This window comes from Sphingomonas elodea ATCC 31461 (assembly GCF_000226955.1).
GTDB lineage: Bacteria > Pseudomonadota > Alphaproteobacteria > Sphingomonadales > Sphingomonadaceae > Sphingomonas > Sphingomonas elodea.
Window position 1 is genome coordinate 1 of the sequence record NZ_AGFU01000006.1, and the last position, 14,011, is coordinate 14,011.

The following is a 14,011-nucleotide window of genomic DNA, read 5'->3' on the forward strand; positions in this document are numbered from 1 at the left end:
CCGCCCGCCGAAGCGCGCGAGCATCGGCACCAGAATGACGACCAGAATGATAAACCAGAACAGCAGTCCGATCGGCAGCCCGCCGCCCTGCCGCTTGCGCGCGGAGGATTTGGTCGCCGCGTCCTGCGCCGCCTTGGCCTTCTGCTCGGCCGCCTCGAGCGGCTGCTTCATCTGCTCGGCAACGGCCTGCGCGCCGGCGACGATGCCGCCCGCCATGTCGCCCGCCTTGAACTTCGGCACGATGACCTGGCTGATGATCTGGTTCGACAGCGCGTCGGTCATGATCGGTTCGAGGCCATAGCCCACCTCGATCCGGACCTTGCGCTCATTGGGCGCGACGATCAGCAGGATGCCGTTATTCGCGTCCTTCTGGCCGATCTGCCATGCCCGGCCGAGCTGATAGCCGTAATCGGCAATGTCGTACCCCTGCAGATCGGGGATCGTCGCGACCACCAGCTGCCGGCTCGACGCCTGCTGCACCTCCGCAGAAAGCTGGGTGAGCTGCGCCACCTGCTCGGGCGAGAGCAGATGCGCATCGTCCACCACCCGGCCGGTCAGCTTCGGAAAGGTCGGATCCGCCAGCGCGCCTGTCGCCCCGGTCAACAGGGCGACGAGCAGCAGCAGGAGACGCAGCGTACGCATGATCGACGCTCCGGAGGCGGGACGGATCAGTTGCCGTTCCCGAAGTTCACCGTCGGTGCGACATCCGCGCCGGCCTTGGCCTGGAACGGCGTCATCGGCTTGGCGCCGTAGAAGATCTTGGCGCCCACCGCGTCCGGGAAGGTGCGGATGCGGGTGTTATAGTCCTGCACCGCCTGGTTGTAATCGCGGATCGAGATGGTGATCCGATTTTCGGTGCCTTCCAGCTGGCTCATCAGCGTGGTGAAGTTGGCCTGGCTCTTGAGGTCCGGATAGGCCTCGGTGGTGGCGAGCAGGCGCGAGAGCGAGCCGCCCAGCTGCTGCTGCGCCGCCTGGAACTGCTGGACCTTGGCCGGATCGGTCAGGTCGTTGGCATTGACCTGCACCGACGTCGCCTTGGCGCGCGCGTTCATCACGTCGGTCAGGATCTTGCCCTCCGACGCCGCCGAGCCCTTCACCGTCGCGACGAGATTCGGCACGAGATCGGCGCGGCGCTGATACTGCGCCTGCACGTCCGCCCATTTCGCCTTGGCATTTTCCTCGGCGGTCGGGACGCTGTTGAGTCCGCAGGCCGAGAGCGACAGGGCTGCGATCGGCGCGAGTGCGGTACGAAACTTCATGGGGAAGCAACCTCCAAATCCCATCAACGGGGTGTCTTATACGATGCCTACACCCGGGGACGGAAGCGAAATCGGTAGCTGCGGGGTTGGCGCCGCGGCCGGACTTGGTAATGGTTGCATGCCTTCGCAATGGGAGAGACGGCGAATGTTGAAGGAATTCAGGGCGTTCATCGCGCGCGGCAACGTGCTCGATCTCGCGGTGGGCGTGATCATCGGCGCGGCGTTCGGTACGATCACCAAATCGTTGACCGACGACATGATCATGCCGCTGGTCGGCTGGATCTTCGGCGGGATGGACTTTTCCGGCTATTTCCTGCGGCTCGGTGCGATCCCGGCCGGCTATACCGGCTCGCCGGCAAACTATGCCGCGCTGAAGGCGGCGGGGGTGCCGTTGATCGGCTTCGGCCAGTTCATCACGGTGGTGATCAACTTCCTGATCCTGGCCTTCATCGTCTTCCTGCTGGTGCGCACCGTCAACAAGGTGATCGCCGCCGCCGAACGCGACAAGGCGAGCGGTGACGCGCCGCCGGCGGCCGATCCGGCCGACGTGGTGCTGCTGCGCGAGATTCGCGACGAACTGAAGAAACGGAACGGCGCGGCCTAGGCCGCTGCCAGATCCTCGGCGACGGCATCGGCCAGGCTGGTGCCGTCCAGGATACGGGCGGTTTCGTCGCGTACCCGGGCCATGGCGCGGCGGATCGCGCAGGCAGCCTCGTCCTTGCAGTCGTTGCAGGGCCGGTAGGCGGTACGGCTGACGCAGGGAACCAGTGCCAGCGGCCCTTCGATCACGCGGATGATCTCGCCCAGCGAGATCAGGTGCGCCGGACGCGCGAGGCGATAGCCGCCCATCTTGCCGCGGGTGGAGGTAAGGAAGCTCGCCTCGCGCAGATCGGCAAGGATCAGTTCGAGGAACTTGCGCGGAACATTCGCTTCCGCGGCGATGCGGTTCATCGGCACGGGCGCGCCGCTGATCGGCTGATCGGCAAGGAAAAGCATTGCGCGGAGCGCGTAGCGGGAACGCTGCGTCAACATGATGCACTCTCCATGCCAACCGAATGGGGCCGTGTGAAGGCGCTTAATCCTTGCAACCTGACCTTTTCATTAAGCGCAAACCGCCTATATAGGGTTTCGCCGGGTTCGCCCGGCTATGGCGATAAACAATGGCGTATAATAGATGCAGCGGACCCGGGGGCAGTACCCGGCGGCTCCACCATAACCGGTGGTGTATCTGGACACCGTTTCTGACGGGGCCGAACCAGGATCGACGTGTATTGAAAAGCGCTGTCTTCGCTCGGAATGGGACCACCGCAACGGCCCATTACACAAGTGCCAACGATAACGAAGCACTCGCTATTGCGGCGTAACCTCACGGCTTAACGGCCTAAGGTTATTCTAAAATGCGCGGTTGGGCCACACCGGGCAACAGAAGTGGACTCCAGCGGCCGCCAGGGGGGCCGGGCAACAGAACCCCCTGGACCTTCCTTATGCTAGAGGGTCGCGAGCCACGGCTCTACGGCGGCGAAATGCGCCTCCCAGCTGGGCATGGCATAGCCCTGCACCCGCGCCAGTTGCTCTGCGCGCACCGCGCCTTCCTGCAGATGATGGGCGATCGCCGCGAGCCAGGTCGCGCCGTCCAGCGGGTCGCAATAGATCGGTAGGTCGCCGGCGAGTTCGCGGAAGACCGGCAGGTCGCTCGCCACCACGGGCGTGCCGACACCCAATGCTTCCACCACCGGCAGGCCATAGCCCTCCGCGAAGCTTGGCATCAGCAGCGCGCGGGCGCCGCGGAGATACCCGGCCAGATCGGAATCGCCGCAATCCTCGATCACCTCGACATGACCGGCGAGCATCGGCAGCCGGTCGAGCATCGCCAGCGCCGTTTGCGCTTCCCAGCCGCGCTGGCCGATGATGATCAGCTTGGGGCAGGCGCCGGGATTGTGCGCGATCAGCCGGCGCCACAGCTGGAGCAGCAGGACATGGTTCTTGCGCCCCTCGATCGTGCCGAGAGTGACGAAATAGGGCCGGTCGAGCGCGATGGGCGGTGCGTCGACGGGCAGCGGATGGCCGCCGAGCAGCGCCGGCAGCATCGGCGGGCAGGGCTTGCCTTGTGCCGCGGCAAAGGCGGCGAAATCGTCGAGGGTCGCCTGCGAGTTGCCGATGATTCCGGTGGCGCTCGCCAGCGCGTTCGCCATCCGGCGATGGTGACGGATGTCCTCACCGACGCGGCAGAATTCGGGGTGGGTGAGCGGAATCAGGTCGTGGATAAGATAGACCGGCCGCACCCGCGCGCGCTGCGCCCAGGTGACCAGGCCGGCTGCGTCGAGTCCGGTATGGCCGACATTGAGGTACAGACGGTCGTGTCCCGACTGGCCGCCGCGCTGCGCCACGACGGCGCGCATCGCCAGCCGCGGGGCGCGGGTGCGGAATTTCGGGCCGCCTTCGCGGATCAGCCGGAAGATCGCATCCGACAGGGCAGGGGTGAGGATCTGACGCAAGTTGCCGCGCTGGATCACCGCCTGGGCGCGATCGGCGAACTGGTCGACATAGGCGAGGCAAACCCGGTCGATCCCCGTCGGCAGGCGTCCGGTCCAGGTGCGCCAGATCAGCCGGCTGATGTCGATGAGGAGGTCGCGCTGCATGGGAGCCAGTCAGTCCGTCGCTGCCGATCGGGATGGGAGGTGTTCGCTGCAAGTCATGGCGCTGTCCTCCGCTTGCGCCCGCCGGCCTGGCAAATCAAGCCGTTGCTGCGTCACGGCCCAGCAGCTAGGAGGCGGACGAGACAAGCTGCCGAAAGGGCGGCATAGCCCGAGACTGGTGATGGCGCGACGAATCCTGATGCTACTGTTCCTGCTGTCGCTGGCAGCGAACCTGCTGGCGGCGCTGCTGAACCCCAGCCTGTGGGCGATCCCTGCGCTGCTCGCCGGCTGGTACGCCGCCGATCTCGCCTCGGGTCTGGTCCATATGTACATGGACTATCGCCCCACGCCGGCCGGCAAGGGGCTGGATGCGCTCTATTTTTACGCCGGCTCGCGCGAGTCGGAGCATTACAAGGCGCTGTGGCGCGAGCGCATGTCCAAGGTCGGGCCGATCGACCGGCTGGTCTATGATTTCAAGAACCACCATCCGCGGCCCCATGCGCTCGGCCGCCGGGATCTGTGGCGGCTGATCGGCAGCACGGTGATTCTGGCGGCGCTGCCCTTTTCGCTGATCCTCAATCTTTTGGCGTTCACGGGCGTGGTGCCCGGCTGGGCGGCGGCGGGCGGCGTCGCGCTGATCGTGGGCGGCGCTTTCGCCCAATATTTCCACGGCTCGCTCCACCGCGACCTTAATCCCTGGATCGTCCGTGCGATGCGCCGCTGCGGGCTGCTGATGACGCCCGCCGCGCACCAGCTTCACCACGATACGCTGCAGCGGGACTTCGCGACCAATTGCGGATGGTCCAACCCGCTGGTCAATCGCCTGTTCGCCGCCGGCCGCCGGCGGGGCTGGTTCGACGATGCGGGGCTGGAGCCGACCGCCTGAACTAGACGAACAGCGCGGCTTCGCTGATCCGGGCGATGTCCTCAGCGCCGTCGCCGAGCAGCCGCTCGATGCTGTTCTCGATCAGTGTCTCGGTGGCCGACTGGCTGGCGAGGCCGCCGCGGATCAGGCAATGCTCGTGCAACACGCGCCGGAAGGCATCGTACAATTCCATATCCGGTGCCTGGGGCGCGTCCCAGAAGCGATCGAGATGGCCCTGATGGGTGATTCCCGGCACGTCATAGATCGCCTCGCCGAGCACGATGACCGGCTTGCCGGCGGTGAGTGCCAGTGTGCCCGACGTGCTGTTGACGCACACCATGCCCTGCGCGTCCCGCGCCAGCCGGCTGAGGTCACCGCCTTCGATATGGTGGACCCGGTCGGCGATGCCGAGCGCCTTTGCCCGCTTTCGCACGAACCTGCGCCAGTTGTGGAAGCCGCAGTCGAGCGGGTGCTCCTTCACCAGCAGGTGGGCATCGGCAGGAGCGCACTGCGCGAAGCTGTCCAGCACATAGTCGGCGGCGGTCATCATCGTACCGAACGGCGAATGTTCGCGGATCTGATAATCGCCGGTCAGCTGCAGCGGGAACAGGAAGAACGGCTTGCCGGCAAGGGCGGCGAGCGTCGCCTGCGCCTGTGCCGCGCGGCGGCGGCTGAGCGCGAACTTGCGGATCCAGCCCAGCCCCTCGACGATGATCACGCCCTTGCGGTGCGACCGATAGAAGGGGAACCGGAAGCGGCCTACCACGACGCGGTGGTAGTACCAGTAGGAGTCGCGCGCGCGGCGGCCGAAGCTGGCGGTGATCGGCGGCAGATCGGGTACCGGCGGCAGCGCGCGGGCGCGAGCCCGCAGCACGTCGGGATTGCGCTCCAGCGTCGAATGGCCGTTCACGCCGTCCGGCTCCAGCGTCATCCAGTCGGGGCGGATATAGCCTTCTTCATAGACATGAATGGCCACGCCGCGGAGCTTGGCCAGCCGGTGGGCGGCGAGGTGCATCGGCCGGCAATCGCCGTAGAGCACCAGATCGGTGATCGCATGTTCCCGGATGAATCGATCGACGAACATCGGCCAGTTCGACATGCGTCCGCGAAAATCGACGGCACCTTCCGGCCAGTCGTAGCGATCGCCGCCATTCAGGTTGATTCGGTGAACGGCACAACCGCGGGCAGCGAGTTCGCGACTCAGCTGCCAGAAAAAAGGACCCGGGGGGCCCTGCAGGAACAGAAAAGAACGCCGTAGCGGTCGCACATGTTTCATCGGCCGATCCCCAAGCGGGCTAGACTGCGTCTAACCTTGCCTTGCGCGATACGCAATCGTTCGAGCATGCTCGGCGTCATCGCCTCATCGGCAATCATTCGTTCCACAAGCAGTTCGACTTCACAAGGGATCCGGGTGACCGGGTCCAGGTAGCGCGGATAGACGATGAGCACTGCGGCGACGAGTTCGGCAAGGCTGCGCCGTGCGGTGCGCCGTGCCGGAACCGGGCCCAGATCGTGGGTAAGGCCCCAGCCGGCATAAAAGGGGACGCCGTGGGTGACCACCTGCTTGCCCCGCAGCAGCGCCTCGAACCCGGCCAGCGAGGTCAGCACATGGATCGCATCGACCATGTCGAGCAGCGCGGAAATCGGCGTCTCGCGTTCGATATGGTCGGCATGGCGGCGTGCCACCGAATCGTCGATCGCGCCCTTGCGGTGGCCGGCCTCGACATCGGGGTGCGGCTTGTAGATCAGATAGGCGTCGGGTTCCGCCGCACGCGCGGCCATGAGCAGGTCGAGATTGGTCCTGCCAAAGCCGCCGCACTGGACCGAGCGATCATCCTCGACCTGGCCGGTGACGAGCACGTGGCGCCGCGCACCCGCCGGGCGCGCGATAGCGGCGGCGCCCCGGCCATATTTGCTGAGCCCGGCGGTGACGATCCGAGAGACAAGGGCATCGGCGCGGGCGCACAGCTCGGGGCCGAGGTCGCCATGCTCGAGCAGATGCTCGAGATCGCTCGGCTGCTGCGGATCGAAGTGCACGCCGCGCCGGTCGACCGTGATCGACAGCGGGGGCACGCAGTTCGCACCGAGACCGGTCGATCGGACGAAGCCGTCCTCGATCTCGCCGATCGCGCTGCCGTCGCGTTCGATCGCCTGCAGGATGGCGGGCGGCACCCGCGAGCGCCACAGCAAGGTGATGCCCGCAGCCGAGCCGCTGCTTCGATAGCTCGGCCCGGCGCCGCCATGCCACAGCAGCGCTTCCACCGTCTCGCGCTTCCAGCCGGCGACGCCCAGCACGCGGGTCACGTCGCGATTGCCGTCGATCAGCCGCCGCCAGGCGCCGAACTGCTCCAGAAGCGCATCGAGCGTGGTGGGAGCGTCGGTGAACGGATCGCGATAACTTCGGCCTGCCAGCAGTTCGGCATCGACGGTGGCGGCAAGGGCGGCGGCATCGCTGCCGTCGCCCAGCCCGGCGAAGCGCCCGGTGCCGAACAGCCGGAGGCGGCAGCCGGCGATCGCCGCGACCAGGGCGATCTCATCCTCGGCATCGGCGAACAGCATCGTGCCGTGGGCGGCCAGCCACCAGGGGTCGGCATCGGGTGCCGCCAGCAGGCCCGGCAGCGCCGCGCGGGTGGCGATTCCGCGCGCTTCGGCGTCGGCGGGTGCGGCCGACAGCATCGTGCGGAGCTGGCTGCGCGTGCGGGCGGCGAACACCAGGTCGCGCGCGGCAGGCAATGCGGGCTGTGCACCCCAGAAGGTACCGCCGACCCGAAGGCGGCGCAGTTGCGCGAGGATGGCTTCGGGCGTCCCGGCGGCGCGTCCCGGTGCAGCTTCGATCACCGCCCCCGGCCGGGCGCGGGGGAAGGGGGGGATGCGGAGAAAGGCGGGATGCCCCGCACCGGAAGCGCCGCGCGTCACGCGATGTCGCGCGCGGCCAGCGTGGCTTCGATGGGAGCGAGGTCGGTCGGGTTGTTGAGCTCGATCGGATCCCAGCCCGGCGGATCGAAGGTGAGCACGTCGATCGGGATGCCGTGGTGCAGGAAGCGCAGCTGTTCCAGCCCCTCGGAAAGCTCGGCAGGGGAGGGCGGCAGCGCCCGATAGCGGCGCAGCGCCTCCGCGCGATAGGCATAGAGCCCCAGATGCAGTTGCACGGGCAGCGGCCCCTTCTCCGCGCCTTCCGGCAGGAAAGGCAGCACCCGCTTCGAGAAATACAGGGCCTGGCCGGTGGCGTTGGTGACCACCGTCGTCCCGCCGCTGCGGCCCGCGGCCTGGTCTGCGATCAGATGCGTATAGACACTGGGCGAACAGCGCATCGCCACGGTCGCGACGGCGCAGTCGGGATGCGTTTCCATCCATTCCGCCAGCGCGGCGACATAGGCCGGCGGGGTTAGCAGCGCGTCGCCCTGGAAATTGATTGCATAGTCCGGCGCGATTCCCAGCGCCTCCAGCGCCGCCGCCACCCGCTCGGTGCCGTTGGCGCAGCTTTCCGGCGTCATCACCGGGGTCTCGCCCAGCGCCCGCACCGCCTCGGCAATGCGGACGTCGTCGGTCGCGACATGGAGCGGCAGGTCGCCGCGCGCGGCGTGGGCGGCGGCGATGCTGCGGGCGATCAGCGGCTGGCTGGTGCCGCTCGCGCCGCGAATCGGTGCCAGCGGCTTGCCGGGATAGCGCGCCGAGGCATAGCGCGCCGGAATCACGATCACGCCGCCGGGCGTGCGGGCCTGCTCCATCGTCGAGGCCTCAGCCGCCGAGCTGCAGATCGTGGATGTGCAGCAGCCCCCAGGGCCGGCGCGATCCGGCCTTTTCCATCACGAACAGCACGGTGACCTTGTTCTCCTGCATGCGCGCGACCGCATCGTCGACCGATGCATCGCACGCGATCGTCACAGGATTGCGCGTCATGATCTCCCCGGCAACCGCAATCAGCATACGATCGAACGCGCGGCGCAAGTCACCGTCGGTGATCACGCCGACCAGGTTTCCGTCGCTGTCGACCACGCCCGCGACGCCCTTGCCGCACGAGGTCATCTCCAGCACCACGTCGCGTGCCGAAGTCTCGGGGCGGACCAGCGGCAGCGGCTCGTTGCGGCGGACCAGCGCCGCGACGGTCTGCATCCCCCAGCCGATCCGGCCCCCGGGGTGCCAATAGGCGAGATCGTTGCGCGAAACCCCGCGGCGGCGCATCGCCGCCACCGCCAGCGCGTCGCCCAGCGCCAGCATCATCGTGGTCGAGGTGGTGGGCGCGATGCCTTCTGGGCAGGCCTCGCCGCAATCCGGCAGCTTCAGCGTGATCGCGGCGTTGCGCGCCAGCATCGATTCGGCGCCCGCCGTCATCGCGATCACCGGCACCGCCAGCCGCTGGGCATGGGTCAGGACCGCGACCACTTCGGGCGTCTCGCCCGAGTTGGAAAGAACCACCGCCACGTCCCCGCTGCGCATCACGCCGAGGTCGCCGTGCGACGCTTCGCCGGGGTGGAGATAATAAGCGGCGCTGCCGGTCGCCGAAAGCGTGGCGGCGATCTTGCGCGCGATATGGCCCGACTTGCCCATGCCGGCGAGGATGATCCGCCCACGCGCGCCGACCAGCAGGTCTACGGCGGCCGCGAAGTCCGCATCAAGCTGCCCCGCAAGCATCGCCAGTGCCGCAGCCTCGGTGCGGATTACCTCCGCGCCGTGCTCGATGATGTCCCGTACGCCAACTAGTTCCATTCGTGCCCCCTGGCGATTTCAGCCCCGCCCGGACCAGATGCGCACAAGCATTTGATCCCATTGCTGCCGATCCCGCACCAAACCCGTCTCGCACTCGCGCAGCACCGATGCAAGAGTATTGCCCTCCGTCAATCGTCCAACACGAACTTGTTGCCGCGCGGTTGCCAGGGCTGCCCCATCCATTTCTGCAACCTGTCGCGCAGCTGCCACATATATTCTATCCGGCGCTCGGCGATGCCCGGCATGCTGAGCAGATCGGCGCCGGTCCATGGTACAAAGGGATTGCGGCGGCTGAACGACCAGAGCTCGAGCCGCCGGCTGGGCCGCGAGGCTGCGACCCGGGCGTGGAAGCCGCAGGTGTCGGCGACGACCAGGGTGTTGGCCGGCACCGGGAACTGCTTCGCCGGGGGCAGGCCGAGCGCGCCGAGTTCGGACGCGTCGATCCGCAGCGATCCGCGCGCCGAGAGGAAATCGCTGCTGCCCTGCGCGGTCACGCTGCGGGCGCGTTCCCAGGCTAGCCGTGCGGGCGTCAGCCGGTGCGAGCCGGGCACATAGGAGAAGGGGCCGTCGGCTGCCTCGACGTCGTTCAGGAAGAACCATGCCTTCAGCGTCGGGTGAAACGTATCGGCGTGGAGGCGGGTCTGGGGATCCGGATCCGGCACGTCGCATTCGGTGAGGATCGTCTGGATGTAATGGAGCGGCTCGCTGCGGAAGCTGCCGACATAGCGGCACAGCGCCCGGAACCGTGTATCCTCGATCAGCGCCTTCGCCTCGGGGACAGCCTGCAGGAACGTCGGCCCGATCGCGACGCGGCGGGTGATCGTGTTGCCCTGCCGCATCTCGCGCGTGGCGAAGCGCTGCGCGGTCACGCCGTCGCGCAGGGCGGCGAAGGCGTCGGCGGGCAGGAAATCGCGAACCACGACGAAGCCGTCGCGATCGAACGCCGCGCGATCCGCCGGATCGAGCCCGCGGGTCAGCCGCGCACGGCGCGCCCAGGCCAGCCGGTGCGCCAGCGCCGCGCGACCGCTGTGCAGGCCCATGGCGTTGAGCCGCGGAGATCCGATGATCGGATTGTCGCGAAACGATTTCGCGCCGGTGGCAAGTTGGGCAACCCACAACGGGGATGCCAGGATCGAGGGCATGCTACTCTCACTCGGAACACGATGGTTTGCGACCCATCCCGGTACATATACGTGTTTTGTGCACGTTCGTTCACCCGAAAACCGGTTTCAGGTCAAGCTGCGACAAATTCGCAACAGCGCATTTCGGCAGGCATAGCGCCCGGCCGGCCCGGTCAGGCGGCGAATGCCGCCGCGCGTTCGGTTTCGGCGATCCAGCCGCCGCCCAGCACGCGGTCTCCGGCATAAAGCACCGCCGCCTGGCCGGGGGCGACGCCATATTCGGGCGCCTCGAACACGACCCGGTCGCCGTCGCGTCGCGCCGGCACCGGCTTGGCGAGGCTGCGCACCTTGGCGGTCATCGGGCCTGCATAGTCGCCCGCCAGCCAGTTGATCCCTTCCAGCCTTGCCGCGCCCACCGCCAGCGCCCGGCGCGGGCCGACCACGACGCGTCGTGTCTCGGGTTCCAGACGAAGGACGTAATAGGGCTCCGGTGCGCCGCCGATCTCCAGCCCGCGACGCTGGCCGACGGTGAAGTGGATCAGGCCGCGATGCTCGCCCAGCTTGGTGCCGCGCTCGTCGACGATGTCGCCGCCCGCTGCGGCCTCCGGCCGCAGCTTCTTGACCAGCGACGCATAGTCGCCGTCGGGCACGAAGCAGATGTCCTGGCTGTCCGGCTTGCCGGCGATACCCAGGCCCAGTTCCGCGGCCAGCGCGCGGACCTCGGGCTTGGGCAGGCCGCCCAGCGGGAACCGCAGGAAATCCAGCTGTGCGGCGGTGGTGGCGAACAGGAAATAGCTCTGGTCGCGCGCCGGATCGGCAGCGCGGTGCAGTTCCGGCCCATGATCGCCGACGACGCGGCGGACATAATGGCCGGTGGCAAGGCAGTCTGCACCCAGGTCGCGCGCGAGGGCGAACAGATCGGTGAACTTCGGCCCCATGTTGCACTTCACGCAGGGAATGGGGGTGCGGCCCGCCAGATATTCGTCGGCGAAGTCGTCGATCACCTGGGTCTGGAAGCTGCTGGCGTGGTCGAACACGTAATGCGCGATGCCCAGCGTGTCGCACACCGCGCGCGCATCGCGAATGTCGCGGCCGGCGCAGCAGCTCCCGGCGCGGCCCACCGCCTCGCCATGATCGTAGAGCTGGAGCGTGATGCCGATCGTCTCGGCGCCGCTGCGCGCGGCGAGCGCGGCGACGACGGAGGAATCGACGCCGCCCGACATGGCGACGACGATCCGTCGCCCCTTCAGGGGCTCGGCAAGCTGGAAATCACCCGGGGTCATTGCTCGCAAATAGGGCAGGTCCGGTCCGGATGCCACCCGAGTCCGGCAGCAAGGTTCATGAAACCGGAGTTAAATGTCCGTTCTCAGGCCTTTTACGGCCCCTTCAGTACTGTGGGGTTACAATCGGTTCCGGAAAGACGACTGGAAACGCATTGGTGGACTTGAGTTTTGCCCGTTCCGACCGCGAACTCACCGCGTTGCTGCTCCCCACGGGGCTGGCGGTGCTGATGGCGCGGGCGACGAGCCGGCAGGCCGCGAGCGCCACCGCGCGGATCCAGACCCGCCTTTCCATGCCGCTGCCCGTCGCAGCGTTGCTCGCACCGGTCGATGGGGCTTTCCATCGCGCCGTCGCGATCGCGCTGCACCAGTGGGGAGAGGCGTGAAGCGCGCGTTTACCGTGCCATTTTAGTCGATGTTCAAAGGCGCTGCGTAAAAGTCGTTTCACGGTTGCGTAACAGGGGCGGCCGGCCCCGATGAGGTTGGTAGATGATTGAGAACCAGAAGATCCGTCCCGCGAAGGTCATCGGTCCGCTCGGCGAGCCGCTGACCCTGGACTCGCTGCCGCCGCCGAACACCACCCGCTGGGTCGTGCGGCGCAAGGCCGAGGTGGTCGCCGCCGTCAATGGCGGACTTCTGACCGTGGACGAGGTGTGCGACCGCTACGGTCTGACCGTCGAGGAATTCGCCGGATGGCAGCGTGCCATCGATCGTTCGGGCATGCCGGGCCTGCGCGTCACCCGCATCCAGCATTATCGCTTGCTCTACGAACGGCAGCAGAAGTTCTGAATTTTCTTGAGCGAGATCCCGAAAGTTCCCTTGACAACGTAAAATATCGCTGCGGAACCAATCTGACCATTTGCGGATTTCCCTCTGCGTGGCCCGGGTCGCCGGGCAGGTAAAAGGAGGGACCAATGGTAGGATTTATCGTTTGGCTCGTCATCGGCGGCGTCGTCGGCTGGCTTGCAAGCATCATCATGCGGACCGATGCCCAGCAGGGCATCTTTCTCAACATCGTCGTCGGCATCGTGGGCGCCTTCATCGGCGGCCTGCTGTTCGGCGGCAACATCAACAGCGGCGTGATCACCCCGATGACCTTCCTGGTTTCGCTCCTGGGTGCCGTCATCCTGCTGGCGATCGTGAACCTCGTTCGTCGCGGCGCCGTTCGCTAACGCGAACACGCTTCGATCGTAGTTCCAAAAGGGCCGTCCTTAGGGGCGGCCCTTTTTCGTGTCGAACTTCGCCTGCCTTGGCGCGCCGTCGTCGGGCCATGGCCGGACGACGGCGCGTATCCCGTCATTTGAGCAGGAAGCGGACCGAGACGCTGGCGACGAGCTTCTGTTCCCCCGGCACGATCGCCGTGTCCGCCTCCGCCATCATGCCCTTGGCGCGCATCAGCATCGGCATCGGCTGGACGATGGGCGTGCTGCCCGTTTCCGAGATCATCAGGATGCGATCCACTTTCAGCCCTGCGGCCTGGGCATACAGGGTGGCGCGCGCCCGGGCCTTGGCGATCGCGTCGCGCCGCGCCTCGTCCAGCGCGCCGCTTTCGTCGGCGAGCGTCAGGTTGGGGCCGGAGATGTTGTTCGCGCCTTGCGCCACCAGCGCATCGAGTACCGTGCCGCTCTTCGCCACGTCGCGGAAGCGCACCGTCAGCTGGTTCGATGCCTGGTAGCCGGTGATCACCGGCGGCTTGTTTTCCTGGTAGCGATATTGCGGTGCGAGGTTCACCGCACTGGTCTGCAGGTCGCGCTCGGCGAGGCCCGCCTTGCGCAGCGCCGCGAGCACTGCCGCCATCCGGGCGGCATTCTGCTGCATCGCCTCGCCTGCGGTCGGCGCGGTGGTGACGACGCCGGCCTGGATCAGCGCGAGATCGGGCACGCGGGTGCTCGTCCCCTCGGCGGTGATGTCGAGGACGGTGCCGTCGGCCGGGATCGGCTGCGCCACCGCCATCGACTGCGCAAAGGCATGCGGCGCGGCGGCGAGCGCGATCAGCGCGGCGAGCGGAAGGGTGCGGATCATGGACGTTCCTCCTGTCATTTGTCGTCTCTCAGCCCCGGCTTGTCGACACCTGCAGACGAACGCAGGCTGAACGGGGTGCTGCGGGGAAACGTTTGTCGTTACTTGCAGGCGCCGGCAGGTG

Annotated in this window: 16 protein-coding genes and 1 other RNA gene; 6 read left to right on the plus strand and 11 right to left on the minus strand. The window is 67.4% G+C overall.

From position 1 onward, the window contains the following. Both KK7_RS0102445 and KK7_RS0102450 read right to left on the minus strand, forming a co-directional pair. Positions 1 to 642: TPM domain-containing protein (locus KK7_RS0102445; protein WP_010543056.1), on the minus strand; the 642-nt coding region annotated here is incomplete at its 3' end. A 26-nt stretch (positions 643 to 668) separates the two neighbouring features. After that, positions 669 to 1,259, minus strand: a complete 591-nt coding sequence (locus tag KK7_RS0102450) for a LemA family protein (RefSeq protein WP_010543057.1) — start codon at positions 1,257 to 1,259, stop codon at positions 669 to 671. A gap of 145 nt (positions 1,260 to 1,404) precedes the next feature. On the opposite strand from KK7_RS0102450, the gene mscL reads away from it, so the two are divergent. Continuing rightward, on the plus strand, positions 1,405 to 1,863 hold the full coding sequence (mscL, locus tag KK7_RS0102455) for a large conductance mechanosensitive channel protein MscL (RefSeq protein ID WP_010543058.1): 459 nt from the start codon (positions 1,405 to 1,407) through the stop codon (positions 1,861 to 1,863). Here mscL and KK7_RS0102460 read toward each other — a convergent pair. Then, positions 1,860 to 2,291, minus strand: coding sequence for an RrF2 family transcriptional regulator (locus tag KK7_RS0102460; protein WP_010543059.1), 432 nt, complete (start codon positions 2,289 to 2,291; stop codon positions 1,860 to 1,862). The genes mscL and KK7_RS0102460 overlap by 4 nt on opposite strands. A 59-nt stretch (positions 2,292 to 2,350) precedes the next feature. Here KK7_RS0102460 and ssrA point away from each other — a divergent pair. After that, positions 2,351 to 2,696, plus strand: a transfer-messenger RNA (tmRNA) gene (gene ssrA, locus KK7_RS21750). Between the two features lie 50 nt (positions 2,697 to 2,746). Here the strand turns inward: ssrA and KK7_RS0102465 are convergent. Continuing rightward, positions 2,747 to 3,898 (minus strand): glycosyltransferase family 4 protein, encoded by a 1,152-nt coding sequence (locus tag KK7_RS0102465; protein WP_010543060.1) that lies wholly within the window; start codon positions 3,896 to 3,898, stop codon positions 2,747 to 2,749. Positions 3,899 to 4,094: 196 nt separating this feature from the next. Here KK7_RS0102465 and KK7_RS0102470 point away from each other — a divergent pair, with 196 nt between their 5' ends. Continuing rightward, entirely contained in the window at positions 4,095 to 4,781 is a 687-nt protein-coding gene (locus KK7_RS0102470) for a fatty acid desaturase CarF family protein (protein WP_100207495.1), read from the plus strand. A gap of 1 nt (position 4,782) precedes the next feature. Here the strand turns inward: KK7_RS0102470 and KK7_RS0102475 are convergent, their stop codons facing one another. The 6 genes from KK7_RS0102475 to mnmA form a co-directional block, all read right to left on the minus strand. Continuing rightward, positions 4,783 to 6,036 carry a capsule biosynthesis protein gene (locus KK7_RS0102475; RefSeq protein ID WP_010543062.1) on the minus strand — a complete coding sequence of 418 codons (1,254 nt, stop codon included), beginning with the start codon at positions 6,034 to 6,036 and terminating at the stop codon, positions 4,783 to 4,785. Beyond that, positions 6,033 to 7,676: a capsular polysaccharide export protein, LipB/KpsS family gene (locus tag KK7_RS0102480; protein WP_237709114.1), complete on the minus strand. Its 1,644-nt coding sequence runs from the start codon at positions 7,674 to 7,676 to the stop codon at positions 6,033 to 6,035. Before KK7_RS0102480 ends, KK7_RS0102475 begins: the two co-directional genes overlap by 4 nt. After that, on the minus strand, positions 7,673 to 8,488 hold the full coding sequence (locus KK7_RS0102485; RefSeq protein ID WP_010543064.1) for a 3-deoxy-manno-octulosonate cytidylyltransferase: 816 nt from the start codon (positions 8,486 to 8,488) through the stop codon (positions 7,673 to 7,675). Before KK7_RS0102485 ends, KK7_RS0102480 begins: the two co-directional genes overlap by 4 nt. A gap of 10 nt (positions 8,489 to 8,498) precedes the next feature. Next, positions 8,499 to 9,467 carry a KpsF/GutQ family sugar-phosphate isomerase gene (locus tag KK7_RS0102490; protein WP_010543065.1) on the minus strand — a complete coding sequence of 323 codons (969 nt, stop codon included), beginning with the start codon at positions 9,465 to 9,467 and terminating at the stop codon, positions 8,499 to 8,501. Positions 9,468 to 9,595: 128 nt separating this feature from the next. Next, on the minus strand, positions 9,596 to 10,609 hold the full coding sequence (locus KK7_RS0102495) for a phytanoyl-CoA dioxygenase family protein (protein ID WP_010543066.1): 1,014 nt from the start codon (positions 10,607 to 10,609) through the stop codon (positions 9,596 to 9,598). Between the two features lie 152 nt (positions 10,610 to 10,761). Next, positions 10,762 to 11,871 (minus strand): tRNA 2-thiouridine(34) synthase MnmA, encoded by a 1,110-nt coding sequence (gene mnmA, locus KK7_RS0102500; RefSeq protein ID WP_010543067.1) that lies wholly within the window; start codon positions 11,869 to 11,871, stop codon positions 10,762 to 10,764. 155 nt (positions 11,872 to 12,026) lie between these two features. Between mnmA and KK7_RS0102505 the strand changes: the two genes are divergently transcribed. From KK7_RS0102505 to KK7_RS0102515, 3 genes are all read left to right on the plus strand, one after another. Continuing rightward, the gene (locus KK7_RS0102505) at positions 12,027 to 12,254 is read left to right on the plus strand and encodes a hypothetical protein (protein WP_138983905.1); all 228 of its coding nucleotides are present in this window, start codon (positions 12,027 to 12,029) and stop codon (positions 12,252 to 12,254) included. 103 nt (positions 12,255 to 12,357) lie between these two features. Beyond that, positions 12,358 to 12,657, plus strand: a complete 300-nt coding sequence (gene sciP, locus KK7_RS0102510) for a CtrA inhibitor SciP (RefSeq protein ID WP_010543069.1) — start codon at positions 12,358 to 12,360, stop codon at positions 12,655 to 12,657. Between the two features lie 125 nt (positions 12,658 to 12,782). Beyond that, positions 12,783 to 13,040 carry a GlsB/YeaQ/YmgE family stress response membrane protein gene (locus tag KK7_RS0102515; protein WP_010543070.1) on the plus strand — a complete coding sequence of 86 codons (258 nt, stop codon included), beginning with the start codon at positions 12,783 to 12,785 and terminating at the stop codon, positions 13,038 to 13,040. Positions 13,041 to 13,164: 124 nt separating this feature from the next. On the opposite strand, the gene KK7_RS0102520 is transcribed toward KK7_RS0102515, so the two are convergent. After that, positions 13,165 to 13,890 (minus strand): SIMPL domain-containing protein, encoded by a 726-nt coding sequence (locus KK7_RS0102520; RefSeq protein WP_010543071.1) that lies wholly within the window; start codon positions 13,888 to 13,890, stop codon positions 13,165 to 13,167. Between the last annotated feature and the right edge of the window lie 121 nt (positions 13,891 to 14,011).

Excerpts from the sequence above, each read along its gene's own strand:
- KK7_RS0102450 (WP_010543057.1), bottom strand. The coding sequence starts at position 1,259 with ATGAAGTTTCGTACCGCACTCGCGCCGATCGCAGCCCTGTCGCTCTCG.
- mscL (WP_010543058.1), top strand. The coding sequence starts at position 1,405 with ATGTTGAAGGAATTCAGGGCGTTCATCGCGCGCGGCAACGTGCTCGAT.
- KK7_RS0102460 (WP_010543059.1), bottom strand. The coding sequence starts at position 2,291 with ATGTTGACGCAGCGTTCCCGCTACGCGCTCCGCGCAATGCTTTTCCTT.
- KK7_RS0102465 (WP_010543060.1), bottom strand. The coding sequence starts at position 3,898 with ATGCAGCGCGACCTCCTCATCGACATCAGCCGGCTGATCTGGCGCACC.
- KK7_RS0102470 (WP_100207495.1), top strand. The coding sequence starts at position 4,095 with ATGCTACTGTTCCTGCTGTCGCTGGCAGCGAACCTGCTGGCGGCGCTG.
- KK7_RS0102475 (WP_010543062.1), bottom strand. The coding sequence starts at position 6,036 with ATGAAACATGTGCGACCGCTACGGCGTTCTTTTCTGTTCCTGCAGGGC.
- KK7_RS0102485 (WP_010543064.1), bottom strand. The coding sequence starts at position 8,488 with ATGGAGCAGGCCCGCACGCCCGGCGGCGTGATCGTGATTCCGGCGCGC.
- KK7_RS0102490 (WP_010543065.1), bottom strand. The coding sequence starts at position 9,467 with ATGGAACTAGTTGGCGTACGGGACATCATCGAGCACGGCGCGGAGGTA.
- KK7_RS0102495 (WP_010543066.1), bottom strand. The coding sequence starts at position 10,609 with ATGCCCTCGATCCTGGCATCCCCGTTGTGGGTTGCCCAACTTGCCACC.
- mnmA (WP_010543067.1), bottom strand. The coding sequence starts at position 11,871 with ATGACCCCGGGTGATTTCCAGCTTGCCGAGCCCCTGAAGGGGCGACGG.
- sciP (WP_010543069.1), top strand. The coding sequence starts at position 12,358 with ATGATTGAGAACCAGAAGATCCGTCCCGCGAAGGTCATCGGTCCGCTC.
- KK7_RS0102515 (WP_010543070.1), top strand. The coding sequence starts at position 12,783 with ATGGTAGGATTTATCGTTTGGCTCGTCATCGGCGGCGTCGTCGGCTGG.
- KK7_RS0102520 (WP_010543071.1), bottom strand. The coding sequence starts at position 13,890 with ATGATCCGCACCCTTCCGCTCGCCGCGCTGATCGCGCTCGCCGCCGCG.